The sequence below is a fragment of the Intrasporangium sp. genome, from assembly GCF_039812505.1.
Lineage (GTDB): Bacteria > Actinomycetota > Actinomycetes > Actinomycetales > Dermatophilaceae > Intrasporangium_A.
Window position 1 is genome coordinate 23,692 of record NZ_JBDIAQ010000002.1, and the last position, 18,522, is coordinate 42,213.

Annotated in this window: 19 protein-coding genes; 8 read left to right on the forward strand and 11 right to left on the reverse strand. The window is 72.6% G+C overall.

From position 1 onward, the window contains the following. Positions 1–73: 73 nt before the first annotated feature. Both pknB and WMI84_RS00515 read left to right on the forward strand, forming a co-directional pair. Positions 74–1,969 (forward strand): Stk1 family PASTA domain-containing Ser/Thr kinase, encoded by a 1,896-nt coding sequence (gene pknB, locus WMI84_RS00510; RefSeq protein WP_347350029.1) that lies wholly within the window; start codon positions 74–76, stop codon positions 1,967–1,969. Positions 1,970–1,975: 6 nt separating this feature from the next. Next, complete coding sequence (locus WMI84_RS00515) at positions 1,976–2,875, forward strand: DMT family transporter (protein WP_347350030.1); 900 nt, start codon at positions 1,976–1,978, stop codon at positions 2,873–2,875. Positions 2,876–2,999: 124 nt separating this feature from the next. Here WMI84_RS00515 and WMI84_RS00520 read toward each other — a convergent pair whose 3' ends face one another. The 3 genes from WMI84_RS00520 to WMI84_RS00530 form a co-directional block, all read right to left on the reverse strand. Next, a complete protein-coding gene (locus WMI84_RS00520; RefSeq protein WP_347350031.1) occupies positions 3,000–4,073 on the reverse strand; it encodes a GntG family PLP-dependent aldolase in 1,074 nt (357 codons plus the stop codon). Positions 4,074–4,075: 2 nt separating this feature from the next. Then, the gene (locus WMI84_RS00525; protein WP_347350084.1) at positions 4,076–5,395 is read right to left on the reverse strand and encodes a 3-deoxy-7-phosphoheptulonate synthase class II; all 1,320 of its coding nucleotides are present in this window, start codon (positions 5,393–5,395) and stop codon (positions 4,076–4,078) included. Between the two features lie 119 nt (positions 5,396–5,514). Continuing rightward, positions 5,515–6,372, reverse strand: a complete 858-nt coding sequence (locus WMI84_RS00530) for a lysophospholipid acyltransferase family protein (RefSeq protein WP_347350032.1) — start codon at positions 6,370–6,372, stop codon at positions 5,515–5,517. Between the two features lie 80 nt (positions 6,373–6,452). Between WMI84_RS00530 and WMI84_RS00535 the strand changes: the two genes are divergently transcribed. Then, a complete protein-coding gene (locus tag WMI84_RS00535; RefSeq protein WP_347350033.1) occupies positions 6,453–6,950 on the forward strand; it encodes a hypothetical protein in 498 nt (165 codons plus the stop codon). 206 nt (positions 6,951–7,156) lie between these two features. Here WMI84_RS00535 and WMI84_RS00540 read toward each other — a convergent pair whose 3' ends face one another. Genes WMI84_RS00540 through WMI84_RS00555 form a run of 4 tightly spaced genes read right to left on the reverse strand, consistent with a single transcriptional unit; the run spans position 7,157 to position 9,712 of the window. Beyond that, complete coding sequence (locus WMI84_RS00540; protein WP_347350034.1) at positions 7,157–7,846, reverse strand: endonuclease/exonuclease/phosphatase family protein; 690 nt, start codon at positions 7,844–7,846, stop codon at positions 7,157–7,159. Beyond that, entirely contained in the window at positions 7,843–8,811 is a 969-nt protein-coding gene (locus WMI84_RS00545; protein WP_347350035.1) for an ROK family glucokinase, read from the reverse strand. Before WMI84_RS00545 ends, WMI84_RS00540 begins: the two co-directional genes overlap by 4 nt. Further along, a complete protein-coding gene (locus WMI84_RS00550; protein WP_347350036.1) occupies positions 8,808–9,263 on the reverse strand; it encodes a hypothetical protein in 456 nt (151 codons plus the stop codon). The genes WMI84_RS00545 and WMI84_RS00550 overlap by 4 nt, the downstream gene beginning before the upstream one ends. Next, positions 9,260–9,712: an SRPBCC family protein gene (locus WMI84_RS00555; protein ID WP_347350037.1), complete on the reverse strand. Its 453-nt coding sequence runs from the start codon at positions 9,710–9,712 to the stop codon at positions 9,260–9,262. Before WMI84_RS00555 ends, WMI84_RS00550 begins: the two co-directional genes overlap by 4 nt. A 73-nt stretch (positions 9,713–9,785) precedes the next feature. Here WMI84_RS00555 and WMI84_RS00560 point away from each other — a divergent pair, with 73 nt between their 5' ends. Beyond that, positions 9,786–11,576 (forward strand): AMP-dependent synthetase/ligase, encoded by a 1,791-nt coding sequence (locus tag WMI84_RS00560; protein ID WP_347350038.1) that lies wholly within the window; start codon positions 9,786–9,788, stop codon positions 11,574–11,576. Here WMI84_RS00560 and WMI84_RS00565 read toward each other — a convergent pair. Beyond that, positions 11,567–12,835: a hypothetical protein gene (locus tag WMI84_RS00565; RefSeq protein ID WP_347350039.1), complete on the reverse strand. Its 1,269-nt coding sequence runs from the start codon at positions 12,833–12,835 to the stop codon at positions 11,567–11,569. The genes WMI84_RS00560 and WMI84_RS00565 overlap by 10 nt on opposite strands. A gap of 2 nt (positions 12,836–12,837) precedes the next feature. Then, positions 12,838–13,113 (reverse strand): hypothetical protein, encoded by a 276-nt coding sequence (locus tag WMI84_RS00570; RefSeq protein ID WP_347350040.1) that lies wholly within the window; start codon positions 13,111–13,113, stop codon positions 12,838–12,840. A 125-nt stretch (positions 13,114–13,238) separates the two neighbouring features. On the opposite strand from WMI84_RS00570, the gene WMI84_RS00575 reads away from it, so the two are divergent. Further along, the gene (locus WMI84_RS00575) at positions 13,239–14,990 is read left to right on the forward strand and encodes a DEDD exonuclease domain-containing protein (protein WP_347350041.1); all 1,752 of its coding nucleotides are present in this window, start codon (positions 13,239–13,241) and stop codon (positions 14,988–14,990) included. A gap of 10 nt (positions 14,991–15,000) precedes the next feature. Further along, complete coding sequence (locus tag WMI84_RS00580; RefSeq protein WP_347350042.1) at positions 15,001–15,285, forward strand: Lrp/AsnC ligand binding domain-containing protein; 285 nt, start codon at positions 15,001–15,003, stop codon at positions 15,283–15,285. A 15-nt stretch (positions 15,286–15,300) separates the two neighbouring features. Here the strand turns inward: WMI84_RS00580 and trpD are convergent, their stop codons facing one another. After that, on the reverse strand, positions 15,301–16,359 hold the full coding sequence (gene trpD / locus WMI84_RS00585; protein WP_347350043.1) for an anthranilate phosphoribosyltransferase: 1,059 nt from the start codon (positions 16,357–16,359) through the stop codon (positions 15,301–15,303). 3 nt (positions 16,360–16,362) lie between these two features. Then, positions 16,363–16,806: a response regulator gene (locus tag WMI84_RS00590; protein ID WP_347350044.1), complete on the reverse strand. Its 444-nt coding sequence runs from the start codon at positions 16,804–16,806 to the stop codon at positions 16,363–16,365. Between the two features lie 166 nt (positions 16,807–16,972). Between WMI84_RS00590 and WMI84_RS00595 the strand changes: the two genes are divergently transcribed. Further along, positions 16,973–17,629, forward strand: coding sequence for a heme-copper oxidase subunit III (locus WMI84_RS00595; RefSeq protein WP_347350045.1), 657 nt, complete (start codon positions 16,973–16,975; stop codon positions 17,627–17,629). 50 nt (positions 17,630–17,679) lie between these two features. Then, positions 17,680–18,486, forward strand: a complete 807-nt coding sequence (locus tag WMI84_RS00600) for a c-type cytochrome (RefSeq protein WP_347350046.1) — start codon at positions 17,680–17,682, stop codon at positions 18,484–18,486. Positions 18,487–18,522 lie beyond the last annotated feature (36 nt).

Consider the following 18,522-nt stretch of genomic DNA (forward strand, 5'->3'; position numbering starts at 1 on the left):
CTCGACCCTGACCCGACACCTGCTCGGGCCCGGCCTGTCGGGATCGACCGCCATCGTTACGTAAACTCGCTGCGTGACGTCCAGCGTGGCGGACGCGCTCGTCGGTCGGGTCATCGACGGTCGCTACCGCATCCTCAGCCACCTCGCGGACGGAGGGATGGCCTCCGTCTACGTGGCGCTGGACGCCCGCCTCGAACGCGAGGTCGCGCTGAAGGTCATGCGCCCGGGGCTGGCCACCGACCGCCTCTTCGTCGACCGGTTCCGTCGTGAGGCCCGGGCCGCGGCACGGCTGAGCCACCCCAACGTCGTCGCCGTGTTCGACCAGGGCAGGGACGGTGACGAGGTGTTCCTGGCCATGGAGCTGGTGACCGGCAAGACACTGCGCGAGGTGATCCACGAGGAGGCGCCGCTGACCGCTCGCGAGGCGCTCGCCATCCTCGAGCCCATCCTCGAGGCGCTGCGGGCCGCCCACGACGCCGACATCGTCCACCGTGACGTCAAGCCCGAGAACGTCATCATCCGCACCGACGGCGAGGTCAAGGTCGCCGACTTCGGTCTGGCCCGCGCGGCCGGCAGCCAGACCACCACGAGCCAGACCGGCGTGGTGCTGGGCACGGCCTCGTACCTGTCTCCCGAGCAGGTCGAGCGCGGCACCTCGGATGCCCGCACCGACGTCTACGCGGCCGGGCTGATCCTCTTCGAGATGCTCACGGGTCGCAAGGCGGTCACGGGCGAGACCGCCATCCAGATCGCCTACCGTCACGTGCACGGCACCATCGGGGCCCCGTCGCAGGTCGTGCCCACCGTGCCCGCCGCCCTCGATCACCTCGTCGCCCGGGCCACCGCGACCGACCCGCACGACCGGCTCCCCGACGCCGGGTCCTTCCTGGCGGCGTTGCGCGAGGTGCGTGGCCGGCTCTCGGCCGACGAGCTCGACCGGCGCGGCGCCGCCGGCCCCGACCCGGGGACGGGCCCGCACCTGCTCCCCATGGACCCGACGTCCGCCAGTCCCGCGCCACCCTCCGTGCCGGTGCTCTCCCCGACCACCGCCCTGCCGGTGCCACCCGCGCCGGGGGGACCCCGCGGCCGGCGACGGTGGCCGCTGCTGGCGCTGCTCGTCATCGTCCTGGTCGCCGGGACCTCCGCAGGATGGTGGTTCACCGCGGGGCCGGGCGGCACGACCACCGTCCCCGACGTGGCCCGGGCCGGTCTGCAGCAGGCCGAGGACAGCATCACCGCGCGCAGCCTGCGCGTCGCGGTGACCGAGGCCTTCTCCGAGGCGGTGGCCGCGGGCCGGGTCGTCGAGCTCACCCCGGCCGCGGGCAGCGAGGTACGCAAGCGCAGCGTCGTCACGCTCGTCGTGTCGAAGGGCCCGGAGCGCCACACCGTGCCGGACCTCACCGGCGTACCGCTCGAGCGGGTCGAGGGTCTGTTACGCGGGCTCACCCTGACACCCGGCGCGCGGACGCAGGAGTGGAGCGAGACGGTCCCCAAGGGACGGGTGGTCAGCCAGGACCCGCACGAGGGCACCTCGGTGCGCCGCGGCACCACGGTCTCCGTGGTCGTGTCCAAGGGCCGCGAGCCCATCGCCGTGCCCGACGTGACCGGCAAGCCCGTGGCCGACGCACAGGCGGCGATCGCGGCGGCCGGCCTGGTCGTCGAGCGCGCCGACGACGCGAACAGCGGCACGGTCGCCAAGGGCAGCGTCATCTCCCAGAAGCCCGCCAAGGGCACCCTGCACCGCGGCGACAAGGTGACGCTCACGGTCTCCAAGGGCCCGGTCATGGTGCGGGTGCCGTCCGTGCTCGGCAAGCGCGTCCGCGTCGCCGAGCAGACGCTGACCGGCCTGGGTTTCAAGGTCCGGGTCGAGCGCCCGCTCGGTGAGTTCTTCGAGCTGGTGCGCAACCAGAGCATCCCGGCCGGCCAGAGCGCCCCGAAGGGCGCGACGATCGTGCTGACGGTGGTGTGAGCCGCCATGAGACCTGCCCTCCAGAGCCGCGTCGCCACCCTCCTGCTGCTGGCCATCACCGCCGTATGGGGCTCGACGTTCTTCCTGATCCGCGACCTCGTCGCGTACCTGCCGCCCGTCGACTTCCTGGCGGTCCGGTTCGCCATCTCGGCCGTCGTCATGGTCGTGGTCTTCTGGCGACCACTGCGGGCGCTGACCCGGCGCCAGGTCGGCATCGGGGCGGGGCTGGGGGTCGTCTACGGACTCGCCCAGATCTTCCAGACCCAGGGCCTGGCCACGACCCCGGCCTCGGTCTCGGGCTTCATCACCGGGACCTACGTCGTGCTGACACCGGTGTTCACCGCGGTCCTGCTGCGCGAGCGGGTCGCCGGGTCGACGTGGGTGGCCGTCGCCCTGGCCACCTCCGGCTTGGCCCTGCTGTCCCTCAACGGCCTGTCGGTCGGGGTCGGCGAGGCGATCACCCTGCTCGCCGCCGCCCTCTACGCGCTGCACATCATCGGGCTCGGCAAGTGGAGCGGGAACGAGATCGCGACCGGGCTGTCGGTCGTGCAGATGATCGTCATCGCCGTCATCTGCGTGCTCGGCGCCCTCCCGGACGGCATCGCGATGCCGTCGGGGCTCGGCCAGTGGGCCTCGGTGCTCTACATGGTCGTCTTCGCCAGCATCGGGGCGCTCTGGGCCCAGACCTGGGCGCAGGCCCGCCTGCCGGCGACGCGGGTGGCGATCATCCTGACGATGGAGCCGGTCTTCGCCGCCTTCTTCGCCGTCTGGCTCGGCGGTGAGGCGCTCACCGGGCGCATGCTCGTCGGAGGCGCGCTGGTGCTGGTTGCGATGTATGCCGTCGAGCTGCTCGCGCGGCGCCGCCCGGGTGAGCTGCCGGCCGAGACCCTGCACCACGAGCTCTGACAGCTGCCGAGGGCGGCCGGGTCGGCGCCGCAATCAGGAGTGGGCGAGCGGGAGGATCTCGGCGGCATACCGGCGGGCCCCGAGCACCCGACGCGGCGGTCGGTTCGCGACCGAGCCGGCGGGTCTACCGCGTCGTCGGGCCGACGAGGGTCCGCCCGGAGGACAGCAGGTCGGTGACGACCGAGATCGCGTGGTCGGTGGCCGCGTCGTCGACGTCGAGGTGCCAGACGAGCCGCACCTGCGCCGGCCCGACGGCATACAGCCGGACCCCGCGGGCCAGTGCCGCGGCGACGAAGTCCGGCGCGCTCCAGCCGGCGACGGAGACGTCGGCGATCAGGATGTTGGTCGCGACGTCGTCGGGCTCGAGGACGCCGGGCGTCACCTCGGCCATCGCGACCGCCGCCCGATGCGCCCGGGCGTGGTCCTCGGCGAGCCGCTCGAGGTGGTGGTCCAGGGCGTACAGCCCGGCGGCGGCGAGGATGCCGGCCTGTCGCATCCCTCCACCGAGCCGCTTGCGCCAGACCCGCGCCTCGGCCATCGCGTCGGCGGAGCCCAGCAGGACGCTGCCGACCGGGGCGCCCAGGCCCTTGCTCAGGCACACCGACACGGTGTCGAACTCGCGGCCGTAGTCGGCCAGCGCGATGCCCGTCGCGACGTGGGCGTTCCAGAGCCGTGCCCCGTCGAGGTGCATCGCGACCCCGGCCGCCCGGGTCAGCCGGCGGGCGGCACGGATCTCCTCGAGCGGCTGGACCGTGCCCCCACCGAAGTTGTGGGTGTTCTCGACCACGACCACGCCGGTGCAGACCTGGTAGGGGCCGACTCCGGTGACCATCATGGCCGCGGCGTCCGCGGCGCGGAACCGTCCGGCCTCGGCGACCCAGGTGCGCGAGGTGATCCCGGAGAGCGCGGCGGCCGCGCCGAGCTCGGCCCGCACGACGTGGGCCAACGAGTCGGAGACGAGCTCGACCCCCGGACCCGCGTGCAGGCGGACCCCCAGCTGGTTGGCCATCGACCCGGACGGCGTGAAGAGCCCGGCCTGTTGACCGAGCAGCTGCGCGACCCGTTCCTCGAGGGCGCGCAGGGTCGGGTCCTCGCCGAAGACGTCGTCGCCGACCTCCGCCCGGGCCATCGCCGCCCGCATCCCGGGCGTCGGCCGCGTGAGGGTGTCGCTCAGCAGGTCGGCGACGATCGTCGCCACGGTCAGGCCTGACCCAGCATCTCGGCGACGAGGAAGGCCAGCTCAAGTGACTGCTGGTGGTTCAGGCGCGGGTCGCACAGCGACTCGTAGCGCTTCTCCAGGTCGGTGTCGTTGATCTGGGCCGTGCCCCCGAGGCACTCGGTGACGTCGGTTCCGGTCAGCTCGACGTGGATGCCGCCGGGGATGGTCCCCAGCGACTGGTGCACCTCGAAGAAGCCCCGCACCTCGTCGACGATCTCGTCGAAGCTGCGGGTCTTGCGGCCCGTGGTCGCCTCGAAGGTGTTGCCGTGCATCGGGTCGCAGACCCAGGTCACCGTGGCGCCCGAGGCCTGGACCTTGCCCAGCAGCGTCGGCAGCGCCTCCCGGATCGTGCGCGCGCCCATCCTCGTGATGAAGGTCAGCCGACCCGGGGTACGGTCGGGGTCGACCTTGTCGATGATCCGCAGCACCTCGTCGATGTCGGCTCGTGGGCCCAGCTTGACCCCGACCGGGTTGCTGATCCGTGACACGAAGTCGATGTGGGCGCCGTCGAGCTGTCGGGTGCGCTCACCGATCCAGACGAAGTGCCCCGACGTGTCGTAGAGCTTGCCGGTGCGTGAGTCGACGCGGGTCATCGGACGCTCGTAGTCCAGCACGAGCGCCTCGTGCGCGGCGAAGAACTCGACGGTACGCATCTTGTCGAAGTCGGCTCCACACGCCGTCATGAAGCGCATCGCCTTGTCGATCGCGCGCGCCAGCTGCTCGTACCTGGCGTTGGCGGTCGTGCGCACGAAGCCGCGGTTCCACTCGTGCACGTAGCGCAGGTCGGCGAAGCCGCCGGTGGTGAAGGCGCGCACGAGGTTCAGCGTGGCCGAGGACGCGTGGTAGGCCCGCACCAGCCGATCCGGGTCGGGGGTGCGCGCGGCCTCGTCGAAGGCGAAGTCGTTGACCATGTCGCCCCGGTAGGCCGGCAGCGTCAGGCCCTCCCGCGTCTCGACCGTGGACGAGCGGGGCTTGGCGTACTGCCCCGCCATCCGGCCCACCTTGACGACGGGCTTGCTCGCGCCGTACGTCAGCACGGCGGCCATCTGCAGGATCGTCTTGATCCGGTCGCGGATGCTGTCGGCCGTGGCGCCGGCGAACGTCTCGGCGCAGTCGCCGCCCTGCAGCACGAAGGCGTGCCCCGCGGCGGCCGCCGCCATGCGCTCGGTCAGGATGTCGCACTCACCCGCGAAGACGAGCGGCGGGTACGAGCGCAGCGTCGCGACGACGTCGGCGACGGCAGCGGGGTCGGGCCAGCCCGGCTGCTGGACGGCCTCGAAGTCGGCTGCGGCCGCGACCAGGGCGGCGAGCCTCTCGTCTCCCGCAGCGATCGAGGTGGGGGTCGGGCTCGTGGTCACCTTCCACAGCGTAGACGGCGTGCCCCCGGCTGCCGGGGCGGGTCCGGATGCCGGGCCGGAGGTCACGACGCCGCGGTGGCGTCGTCGTCGTGGTGCTGCTCGGCCGGGGGCGTGGGCGGCGGCGTCAGCTGCCTGGGCACGACGGGTTTGCCCTCCGCCGCGTCGAGAGCCTCCTCCAGCTCGGGGGCTGCGCTGCCCGGTTTGGTCGCCTCCTGCAGCTCGCGCGCCTTGGCGCGGGCCGCGGCCAGGATGCGGTCCTTCATCGACGTGGCGTACATGTCGACGTACTCCTGCCCGGACAGCAGCATCAGCTCGTACATGATCTCGTCGGTGATCGAGCGCAGGACGAACCGGTCGTCCGTCATCCCCTCGTAGCGGGAGAAGTCCAGGGGCCGGCCGATGCGCACGCCGATCCGCATGATGCGCGGCACCTTCTGACCGGTCGGCTGGGCCTTGTCGGTACCGATCATCGCAACGGGGATCACCGGGACCCGGGCCTCGAGGGCCATCCGGGCGACCCCCGTGCGACCCCGGTACAGCCTCCCGTCGGGAGAGCGGGTGCCCTCGGGATAGATCCCGAGCAGCTCGCCGCGGTGCAGCACGCGCAGGCCCGAGGTGAGCGCCGAGCTGCTGGCCGTGCCACCGGACCGGTCGACCGGCAGCTGGCCGATCGCCTTGAAGAACGCGGCGGTGAGCCGGCCCTTGACACCATCCCCGGTGAAGTAGTCGCTCTTGGCGAGGAACGTGACCCGGCGGGGCACCACGATCGGCAGGAAGATCGAGTCGGAGAAGGACAGGTGGTTGCTCGCGAAGATGGCCGCGCCCTCGGTCGGGATGTGCTCCTCGCCCTCCACCCACGGGCGGAACAGCAGCCGGAGGATCGGGCCCAGCACGATGGTCTTGAGGAACCAGTAGAACACCCGTGCACCTCCGGTCGTCGCCCGAAGGCACTCTACGGCACTCGCCTGCCCCGAGGGTGGCGTGCGAGGATGCCTTCATCATGAACGACCACGAGCTCGACGCTGAGTTCGAGCGGATCGTCGCCGGATGGGACGAGACCGCCGACGAACCGGGTCCCGCCACGGACGACGTGGCGCCGGACCGCACCGCTGGCCCCGGGCAGCCGCCACCGGCGGTCAACCCGCGACCCCGGCCCGGCACGCTCGGGGGGTTCCCGGTGGTCCCGGTCACCCCACAGGTCTGGCGTGGTGGCACGGTCGCGGGCGACGACACGGCCGAGCAGCAGGACGACGAGGACGACCACTTCGTCCCACCGGCCGTCGTGCTCCCGTCGGCCGAGGACGACCCGATGTACTGGGCGACCGTGTGCCTGCTCGCCGGTGGACCGCTGCTGCTGCTCTACGTGCTGATCTTCGACCGGGGTGGCAGCGGCTGGTGGGTGGTGACCGCCGTGGCGATGACCGTGGTCGGCTTCGTGATGCTCGTGCTGCGCGGCGGCTCCGAGCGGGACCCGTTCGACGACGGCACCCGCGTCTGACCCGGCCGCCGGGCCGGCCCGGCCCGGGACCGGCTCGGGCCCGGGCTGCGCGGGCCGAACCGGCAGTGTCCGCGAGGCAGCCTGGGCGCCGCCCACGGCCTCACGGGCCGAACCGGCAGTGTCCGCGAGGCAGCCTGGGCGCCGCCCACGGCCTCACGGGCCGAACCGGCAGTATCCGCGGGGCAGCCTGGGCGCCGCCCACGGCCTCACGGGCCGGCTGCCGGCAGGAGCAGGTCGGCCCAGCAGGGCCGGTGGTCGGATGCCGCGACGAGGTCCTCGTGCAGGGGGTGGGGGGACGGACCGACCGGTGCGACGGCGATCTCTGCAGCGGCGAAGACGGTGTCGAGCAGCGCCGTGGGGTGGTCCGCCGGATAGGTCGGGTGGTCACCGGACACCTGCCGGCAGGTGGCCGCCAGCCGCGCCCAGGCCGCCCCGGTCGGTCCCTCGTTGAGGTCGCCCGCGACCACGGCGGGGTGCCCGAGCCCGGTGATCACCTCGGCCAGATGGCGCTCCCGCTCGTCGCCGCGCAGCCCGAGGTGGATGCTGGCCACCCACACCGGCCGGGAGCCGGGCACCGAGAGGAGGTGGGCGGCATACCCTCGGGTCCGGTCGGGGAAGCGGACCGGCAGCCGCCGCGCCACCGTCCGGTGGGTGTGCACGCGCAGCGCGGTCAGGATCGCCGTACCGCCCGTGCCGCGCCGGCCGCCGGCCCAGTAGAGGCCGCACCGGCGGGCGAAGGCGGGCAGGCGGAACTCGGTCGTGAGCCGGCGGGGCACCTCCTGCAGGCAGAGCACGTCGGGCTCGATGGCGCGAACGACCCGCGCGGCTGCGGCCGGGTCGTCGAGCAGGTCTCGCAGGTTGTAGCTCGCCACCCGCAGCCGCGGCCCCGCGCTCATCCGCCGGCGCGGGCCAGCTCGGCCGCACCGATCAGCCCGGCATCCGCGCCGAGCCGGGCCCGCACGATGGACGCCTCGGGGCGGTAGCCGCGCCCGGGCAGCTGGCGGCGGAAGGCCTCTCGGGCGGGCCCGAGCAGCAGCTCCCCGGCGGCGCTGACCCCGCCGCCGACGACGAAACAGCCCGGGTCGAGCGCGGCGGCCAGGTTGGCGATCCCGACGCCGAGCCACTCGCCGATGTCGGCCAGCAGCTCGCGTGCCGTCGGGTCGCCCGCCTGGGCCGCCTCGGTGATCAGCGGTCCGGTGAGGGCGGACTCGTCGGTGCCGAGGCGCTCACGCAGGTCGCTGATCACGGGAGAGTCGGCGGCGATGAGGTCGCGGGCCTCCCGGACGAGCGCGTTGCCGCTGGCGTACTGCTCCCAGCAGCCGCGGTTGCCGCACTCGCACCGCAGCCCGGCAGGCACGACCTGCATGTGACCGAACTCGCCGGCGATCCCGTGGCGGCCGCGCGTGATGTGGCCGTCGACGAGCACTGCCCCGCCGATGCCGGTCCCGAGCGTGATCATCACGACGTGCGACTCGCCGATGGCGGCACCGAACCTGGCCTCGGCCCACAGGGCCGCGTTCGCGTCGTTGTCGATCGTCACGGGCGGGTCGAGCCGGGCGCGGAGCCGGTCGCGCAGCGGCTCGTTGCGCCACGACAGGTGCGGGGCGAACACGACCGTCGCCCGGTCCGCTCCCACGAAACCCGCTGCGCCGACGCCGACTGCCACGATTTCGCCGGCGTCGACGGCCTCGAGCAGCTCCTCGACGCACTCGACGATGGTGTCCTCGACGACCTTGGGCGACGTCGACCGGTGCGGGGTGTCGCGGTGGGCCCGGTGCAGGATCTGCCCGGACTCGTCGACCACTCCCCCGGCGACCTTGGTGCCGCCGATGTCGATCCCGACCGCCAGGCCACCCGTCATCGGACCCCCTCCCCGACCGGCGCGTCCCTGCCGGTCGGCTCGCTCCGCGGCGCGGGCTGCGCGCCCTGCTCCCGCTCCCGGCGGGAGCGCTGCGCCGCGGCGAGGTCGCGCAGGCCCGTCGCGGCGAGGTCGACGACCTCGGCGAGCCGGTCGACGGTGTCCGGGTTCAAGCGCTGCACGAAGGCGATGACCTGACAGACCGGACAGACCGTGCAGGCCGCGGGCCGCCGGCCACCGCACGTGCATCCGCCGCCGGTGTCGCCGGTGTCGTCGTCCGGGCGCCCGAGGGGGCTGCCGGCCCGGTCTCCGGACGTTGCGGCAGGTCCTCGCCCTGCGGCGGCCGGGCCGAGCCCGGTGAGCTCCGAGAGCAGGTCGACGAGCCGGGCCGCCTCCTCGGCGACCGTGCCGACGCCGGGGGCAGTCCCGTCGCGACCGTTCGTGCTGGTCGTCACGCGGGCCCGGCCTCGACCCGCCTCTTGAGCTCCTTGAGGGCGGTGTCGATGATGACCTTCTCCGCCTTGCGTTTGAGCAGGCCGAGCATGGGGATCTTCAGGTCGACCGCGAGACGGTAGGTGACCGTCGTTGCGTCGTCGGACCGGGCCAGCGTGTAGGACCCGTCGAGGGCGGACAGGACGGTCGCCGAGACCATCGTCCACGACACGACCCCGGAACCGTCCTCGACGATGTCCCAGTCGTAGGCGAGGACGTACGTGTCCTTGATCGCGCCCGCGTCCAGGGTGAACTCGACCTGGTCGGCCCAGCCGTCGCCCTCCTCGGAGAGGACCGCGGCGCGCTTCACGTCCCCGGCCCACTCGGGGTAGGCCTCGAAGTCCGCGATCACGTCGAGCACCTCGGCCGGCGGCGCATCGATGGTGATGGTGCTCTCGGTCCGGTTTGCCATGCGCCGAAGACTAGCGCCTCGTCGTCGGCAGCCGGGTAGGGTGCAAGCACCAGTCCCGGGCAAGGAGCCAGTCGTGAACGAAGCCGTCGTGGAAGCACTCGTCCCGGCCACCACCGAGGGTAGCCTTGCCGACCTGCCGCGACGCAACGCCCGGCTCGACCCGTACGGGATCGCGTTCTCGAAGAAGACCTCGAGCGGGTCGTGGTCCCACGTGACGTGGTCGGAGTTCGCAGCCGAGGTCGACGCGGTCGCCAAGGGCCTGATCGCGCAGGGCGTGGCGGCCGGGGACCGGGTCGGGCTGATGTCGCGCACCCGGTACGAGTGGACCCTCGTCGACTTCGCCGTCTGGCGGGCCGGTGCGGTCACCGTACCGATCTACGAGACCTCGTCCGCAGACCAGGTCCAGTGGATCCTCGGCGACTCGGGGGCCCACGTAGTGGTCGTCGAGACCGAGCGGCACGAGGCGGTCGTCGACCAGGTGAGGGAGTCCCTGCCCGCCCTGCGCCAGATCGTCCGGATCGAGGACGGCGGCATCGAGGGACTCCGGGAGCAGGGACAGGGCGTGCCCGACGCCGACCTGGACGACCGGTCCTCGTCCCTCGGCCGCGCCAGCATCGCGACGATCATCTACACCTCCGGCACGACGGGTCGCCCCAAGGGGTGCCAGCTGACCCACGACAACTTCCTCGCGCTGGCCGAGAACGCCATCGAGAAGCTGAGCGACGTGGTCCGCGCCCACGGCTCCTCCACCCTGCTCTTCCTGCCCCTCGCGCACGTCTTCGCCCGGTTCATCGAGGTGCTGTGCGTGGCGGCCCGGGCGCGGATGGGACACTCGTCCGACATCAGGGCGTTGCTCGACGACTTCGCGACCTTCCGGCCGACCTTCGTCCTCGCGGTGCCCCGCGTCTTCGAGAAGATCTACAACTCGGCCGAGGCGAAGGCGTCCGCGGACGGCAAGGGCAAGATCTTCCTGCGCGCCGTCGCGGTCGCGATCGCCTACAGCGAGGCTCTCGACCGGGGACGTTCCGGGCTGCCGCTGCGAGCCCAGCACGTGGTCTTCGACCGACTCGTCTACGGCAAGCTGCGGGCCGCGATGGGAGGCCAGGTCAGCTATGCCGTCTCGGGCGGCGGACCGCTCGGGACCCGGCTCGGCCACTTCTTCCGCGGGATCGGCGTGACGATCCTGGAGGGCTACGGGCTGACCGAGACGACGGCGCCCATCACCGTCAACACACCGGACAAGGTCAAGATCGGCACCGTCGGGCCGCCGTTGCCGGGGTGCGGCATCCGCATCGACACGGACGGTGAGGTGCTGGCCCGAGGGGTCGGCGTGTTCGTCGGCTACCACGACAACGAGCAGGCCACCCGCGAGGCGATGGACGACGGCTGGCTCCGCACCGGTGACCTCGGCGAGCTCGACTCGGACGGCTACCTGAAGATCACTGGTCGCAAGAAGGAGCTGATCGTCACGGCGGGCGGCAAGAACGTCGCGCCGGCCGTGCTGGAGGACCGGCTCCGCGCCCACCCGCTCGTGTCCCAGTGCATCGTCGTGGGTGAGGGCAAGCCGTTCATCGCGGTCCTGATCACGCTGGACGCCGAGATGTGGCCGCTGTGGACCAAGGCGCACGGGCTCGCGGACCTGTCGATCGGCGACGCACCGAAGAACCCGGTCGTCCTCGAGGCCCTGCAGGCGGCGATCGACCGAGCCAACGAGGCCGTCAGCCGCGCGGAGTCGATCCGGAAGTTCGCGATCCTGCCCGACGACTTCACCGAGGAGAACGGATACCTGACGCCGTCCCTGAAGATGAAGCGTCCGCTCGTGCTCAAGGACTTCGCCGAGGACGTCGAGAACCTCTACCGCTGAGGCGCGCCGCGCGCCAGCCCGGCGATGCGCGCCCGCCAGGCGGCGAGCTCGGGGCCCTCCCCGCCGAGGGATCGGAACGCGGACGGTACCCCGTGGTCCGAAGCCGCACGGTAGAAGGCGAGCAGCCCGCCCGGCCCGTGCCGTCCGGCGATCGCGCGGCACGCCAGGAGCGCCAGCCCGTATGCCGCCGACAACGTGCCGCGGCCCGGCTCGAACTGTGCGTCGGAGGGCCACCGAGTCGGCGTACCGTCGCGCCGCACCACCTCGAGAGCCGGCGCGACGACGGTGGCCTCGGGCAGCGCCAGGCCGTGGTACGCGACGTACTCGGCGATCCCCTCGGACAGCCAGAGGGGCACCGCGTGACGGGCCCCCGAACGGTGCGGTCGCCCGCGCAGCGCCAGGTGCGTCAGCTCGTGCGTCAGCACGACCTCGCGACCCGCCGCGGCCAGCTCGGACCAGGCCGTGGGAAGGACGACGACCCGGTCGGCTCCCGCCGTGCCGTCCGGGCCGAGCGGGCCGTCGGTGACGGCAGCCACTCCGGCGAGCGTGTCGGCGCTGCGGCCGAGCAGCCGCGCCGCGAGGTCGTCGGTGCCGGGTACGAGGACGACGGCAGGATGCATCGCACCGAGGACCCGGCCGACCCGGTCCAGCGCCGTCTGCGTCTGCCGGGCGACGGCTGCCGCCCGGGCGGGCGTGCCGGAGGTCACCACGAGTGTCGCTGCGCTCCGATGCACCTGCAGGCGGGGCAGGTCCCAGGGCTGGGGGCGGTCCAGCGGACGCGACCCGGTGACGACGACCCCGGACGGTGCGGCCGAGTCCTCGGCCACGGTGACCTCCAGGGCGAACCGACGCGACATCGCGTCGAAGCCGGCGAGCCGGTAGGAGAGGCTGACGGCCATCCGCTCGCGGCCCGCACCGGGTCGGCCCGGATCGAGTGAGCGGACATCGGTCACCGCGACGTCGCCGACGCGGAGCAACCGCATCCGCTCGAAGAGCCGGCGCTGCGCGTCTGCCTGCGCGTCGTCGACACCCTGCAGCCAGCTGCCCAGATCTCCGTGGCGCAGGCCCTCGAGGCGTGCCACGAACAGGTCGTGGACCGCGACCTCCCGGCCGGTGGCGCCACGGGCAGCGCCGGACTGGGCCGGTTCCGGATGACCTGACCCGAGCTGCGTCGCCGAACGCCCGGGCCAGCCGCATCCGCCGACCAGGACGACCACGGCGAGCACCACGGTCAGGGTGGCGGTCGCGAGACGGCGCATCGTCAGCCGACGGCCCGCCCGTGCCCGGCTCGGGCGCGCGGACCTCGAGGATCACGCACCGCCTCGGCCGCCCGTGCGACCGCGGGGGTCAGCAGGCCGGCCGAGAGCAGGATCGCGACCGCCCGTCGCTCCGCGTGGTCCAGCGGCAGGCCGTGGGCAGTGCCGGCGCCCGTGCCGACCGCCTCGGGTCCCGCCGGCAGGGCGTCCAGGGCGGTCACCAGGCAGTCGGCACAACGGACCTCGCGGACCGGACAGGTGCTGCAGTCGACGAGCATCATGATCGCCTCCTCCTTCGTCGTCGATGCGATCGCTCGGTCCCCACGTTAGGTGGCTCCTCCGACAGGGCCTCTCCGACAGGGCGTGCCTCCCGGACGCTGTCGGTGGGCCGCCCTACGGTCGGCACATGCAGGCGATCCAGAGCACCTTCGAGCACCTGGGCACCTCGTTGGCCGAGGTCACCTTCGTGGTGGTGGACCTGGAGTCGACAGGTGGCAGCCCGACCGACTGCCGGATCACCGAGATCGGGGCGGTGAAGGTGCGCGGCGGGGAGGTGCTCGGCGAGTTCCAGACCCTGGTCAACCCGGCCGAGCCGATCCCGGCCTTCATCTCCGTCCTGACGGGTATCACCGATGCGATGGTCGCCGCTGCCCCACCGATCGAGTCGGTCCTGCCCGCCTTCCTCGAGTTCGCCCGCGGCAGCGTCCTCGTGGCGCACAACGCCGGCTTCGACATCGCCTTCCTGCGAGCGGCCGCGGCACGCACGGCACAGGTCTGGCCGGGGTTCGACGTGCTGGACACCCTCCAGCTCGCCCGTCGCCTCGTCGGCCGCGACGAGGCGCCCGACCACAAGCTGGCCTCGCTCGCCCGCGTGTTCCGCGCCGACACGGCCCCCGACCACCGTGCCCTGCACGACGCCCGGGCCACCGTCGACGTGCTCCACGGCCTCATCGAGCGGGTGGGAAACCTGGGGGTGGGCACCCTCGAGGAGCTGGGCAGCTACACCTCGCGGGTGACACCGGCCCAGCGCCGCAAGGCCTACCTCGCCGAGGGCCTGCCCCATGCGCCGGGCGTCTACCTGTTCACGGACCACGACGGGGGCGTCCTGTACGTCGGGACGAGCCGTGACATCCGGTCCCGGGTGCGCTCGTACTTCACCGCCGCCGAGCAGCGTAGGGGGATGGCCGACATGGTGCGCTCGGCGCAGGGGGTCAGACCCATCGTGTGCCAGACCGTGCTGGAGGCCCAGGTGCGCGAGGTGCGTCTGATCGACGAGCACGCGCCCCGGTACAACCGCCGGTCCAAGGACGCCCGTCGCGCCGTCTGGGTGCGGCTGACCCGGGAGCGCTTCCCGAGGCTCTCGATCGTGCGCACGCCGCCGGTCGACGGCTCCGCCTGCATCGGCCCGTTCCGCTCCCGCACCCGGGCGCAGGAGGCGATCCACGCCGTCCACGAGATCCTGCCCCTGCGGCAGTGCACCAAGCGGATCTCGGGCCGGTCCGCGCCGTGTGCCCTGCTCGAGATGGGCCGGTGCGGCGCGCCGTGCACGGGGGCTCAGCAGGTGCAGGAGTATGCCGCCCTCGTCGCCGCGTGCGAGGCGGTCTTCCGCGGTGATGCCCGGCCCGCCGCCGACAAGCTGCAGGCCCGCCTGGCCGAGCTGGCCCGCCAGGAGCGCTTCGAGGACGCGGCGACCGTACGGGACCGGTTCCTGCAGCTGGTCCGCGGCGCGGCACGGGCCCAGCGTCTCGCGCCGCTGATGGACACGCCCGAGCTCGTCGCCGCGCGCCGGCACCACGACGGCGGCTGGGAGCTCAGCTGCGTGCGCCACGGCCGGCTGGCCGGCACTGCGGTCACCCCGCGCGGCTCGGACCCGATGCTCGCGCTGCCCACCCTGCGGTCCACCGCTGAGGTCGTCGTGCCCGATACCGCCGCCCCGGCCGCGCTCCCGGAGGAGACCGAGCTGGTGCTGCGCTGGCTGGAGCGGCCCGATGTCCGCCTCGTGCACCTGGACGGCGAGTGGAGCTGCCCCGTCGGAGGGGCCGGCGCGATCCGTCACCGCCTCGAGCCGGCCATGGCCCTTGCCGCGCAGGTGCCCGGCTTCGACGGTGTGGCCACCGCGGTGGTCCGACCCGGCTCGGCACTGCGCCGCGCCGGATAGGGTGACCAGCGTGATCACCGCCATCGTCATGATCAACTGCGAGGTCGACCGCATTCCCGAGGTGGCGGAGGCCATCGCGAACCTCCCCGCCGTCTCGGAGGTCTACTCGGTCACGGGGGACGCCGACCTGATCGCCATCGTCCGGGTCCGCGAGCACGACCAGTTCGCCGACGTCATCGCCGACCGGCTCAACAAGGTCGCGGGCGTGACCGGCACCTCGACGCACATCGCCTTCCGCACGTACTCCGCGCACGACCTGGAGGCGGCGTTCAGCCTCGGGCTCGACGACGCCTGACCTTCGCCTGCCCGGTCACCGCCGACGCTGCGTGGCGGCGACCCAGCGGGACACGAGGTCGGCAGCGGCACCGCGATCGATCGCCTCGGCCACCCGAGCCATCCCGCCCCGCAGGTCCCGTTCGAAGTCGTCCTGCGTGGGTCCCGAGTCGCCTCCCGCGACGGCGAGCGCGACACCGGCGTTCAGCACGACCGCGTCGCGCACCGGACCTGTCGCACCCGCGAAGACGTCACGCACGACCCGGGCGTTGTGCCGAGCGTCCCCACCGCGCAGTGCCGCGACAGGATGCAGCCGCAGGCCGAGACGCTCCGGGTCGACCCGGCGCTCGGTGACCTCGCCGGCGCGCACCCACCACACCCGGCTCGTCGTCGAGACGGTCACCTCGTCCAGGCCGTCGTCGCCGCGGAAGACCGCCGCATCGGTGCCGCGTTCGGCGAACACCCCCGCCATGAGGGGGGCCATCCGCGCGTCGGACGAGCCGACGACGGCATACGTCGGCTGGGCGGGGTTGGTGAGCGGACCGAGGAAGTTGAAGGCGGTGCCGACACCCAGGTCGCGACGTGGTACCGCGGTGTGGCGGAAGGAGGGGTGGAAGGTCTGGGCGAAGCAGAACGTGATGCCGGCCTCTGCCGCGACCTCGACCACCCGCTCGGGAGCCAGGGTCAGGTCGACACCGAGTGCCTCGAGGACGTCGGCGGACCCGGACGACGACGACGCCGCGCGGTTGCCGTGCTTGACGACCCGGATGCCGCAGGCGGCCACCACCATGGCCGCCATGGTCGAGATGTTGACGGTGTGCGCCCGGTCCCCACCGGTGCCGACGATGTCGAGGCTCGGTCCCGGGACCTCGATCCGGCGGGCATGCGCGAGCATCTGGTCGGCCAGGGCGTGCAACTCGGTGACGCTCTCCCCCTTGGCGCGCAACGCCACGAGGAAGCCGGCGATCTGGGATGGGGTGGCCTCGCCCGTCATGATCTCCCCCATCGCCCACCGCACCGACTCAGCGTCGAGGTCGTGCCCCGCGAGCAGGGCGGTGAGGACGGCCGGCCAGGTGGCTCCCGGCTCCCGGCTCATGCCTCAGGCGACCGGCGTGGTGGTCCGCGCGAGATCCGCGACGGCGGACGCGAGGGCGATCGGGTCGAGCGGGTGCGGCACGGCGAGGTCGGCCAGCGACCAGGCGGCCAGCCAGCTGTCCTGCGGCCGACCCGTCAGGACGATGACCGGCGGGCAGTCGAAGATCTCGTTCTTCAGCTGCCGACAGATGCCCATGCCACCGACCTTGGCCGCCTCGCCGTCCAGGACGAGCATGTCGAAGTGGTCCGTGTGCACGGCCTTCTCCACCGCGGCGTGCGTCGCGCACTCGTGCCACCTGACCACCTCGACGTCCTTGGCGGGCCGTCGCCCCACGGCGGCCCGCACCGCGTCGCGCGTCGTGATGTCATCGCTGTAGAGCAGCACGGTGACCCGGTGCAGGCCCGAGCCCGCCGCGCGGGGGACGTTGCCGGTCGTCGAAGCGGTCATGCGGGCGATGCTACCGGCCTTGGGCGAGCCCATCGACACAGCCGCGCCGGACATGGGTAACGTGTGGCCCACCGAGCCGGTTCCGACCGGCCCCGGTCACGAATTGGGCGGCATCCCTTCGGAAAGACGGGGGTCGCTACCGCACAGCGCACTGAATGTGGGAATAATGACCGACGTGGCCACAGCATCGATACCTCCCAGCGCCCTGACCGACACCGGGCACGGTCCGGCGACCCGCCCGAACATGGTCGCGGTCGGCACGATCGTCTGGCTGTCCAGCGAGCTGATGTTCTTCGCCGGGCTGTTCGCGATCTACTTCCAGCTGCGTGCGGTGCGTCCCGAGCTGTGGGCCCAGCAGACCGAGAAGCTGAACGTCACCTTCGCCGCCATCAACGCACTGGTCCTGGTCATCTCCTCGGTGTGGTGCCAGCTCGGCGTGTGGAAGGCGGAGAAGGGCCAGAAGGCCCGCACGGGCGCGCTGCTCGACATCCCGAACTGGGGGATGCGCGAGTGGTACGTGGTCACCTACCTGTTCGGGTCCTTCTTCATCGCCGGTCAGGTCTTCGAGTACTCCGAGATGGTGCACGACGGGATCACCCTGTCGTCGGACGCCTACGGCTCGATCTTCTACATGGCCACCGGCTTCCACGGCCTGCACGTGACCGGTGGCCTCATCGCGTTCCTTCTCATCATCGCCCGCACCTTCACCACCCGGCGCTACACGCACGCCAACGCCACCGGTGCGGTCGTCACCTCGTACTACTGGCACTTCGTCGACGTCGTGTGGATCGCGCTGTTCTTCACGATCTACGTGTTGCAGTAACCTCCGCGAAGCCAGCGACCATCGATCACCATGGACGACAGGACCTCACCGTGAAAGCTCTGGCCGCACGACGCCGACACCCTGCCGCGATCGCGCTGCTGATCCTGGTCGGCCTGCTCATCACCGGCGGCGCCTACTCGTTCGCCGCCCCGAAGGCCGCGAACGCCTCGGCGCCCGCCGCCGACGCGGTGACCCAGGGCAAGACCCTCTTCCTGGCCAACTGCGCCTCGTGCCACGGCACCGGCGCGCAGGGCACCGACGAGGGTCCCTCGCTGTACGGGGTCGGTGCCGCCTCGGTCGACTTCCAGATGAGCACGGGGCGGATGCCGCTGACCTCTCCGAACGTGCAGGCCCCCTCCCAGGAGAAGATCAAGTTCTCGAACGACGAGATCGCCGCCATCGCCGCCTATGTCGCGTCGCTGGCTCCCGGGCCGGCCATCCCGGACCAGACCTACACGACCGTCCTGCAGCCCGGTACCCAGGAGAACAACGAGGCGATCGCGCGCGGCGGTGAGATCTTCCGCGTCAACTGCGCCATGTGCCACAACTTCGCCGGCGCCGGCGGTGCACTCACCCGGGGCAAGTACGCGCCGCCGCTGCAGGGGGTGCCGCCGGTCCAGATCTACGAGGCGATGGAGACCGGACCGCAGTCCATGCCCGTCTTCAGCGACACGAACATCACCCCTGCCTCGAAGCAGCAGGTCATCTCCTACCTCAAGGCCATCGAGAACGAGCCCGAGCGGGGCGGTCTGACGCTCGGCAACCTCGGTCCGGTCTCCGAGGGCCTGTTCGCCTGGACCTTCGGTATCGGCATCCTCATCGGCTGCGCCATCTGGCTTGGCAAGAAGGCCGCATGAACCCCGCGCGCTGCATCCCGACCATCCGACGACAGG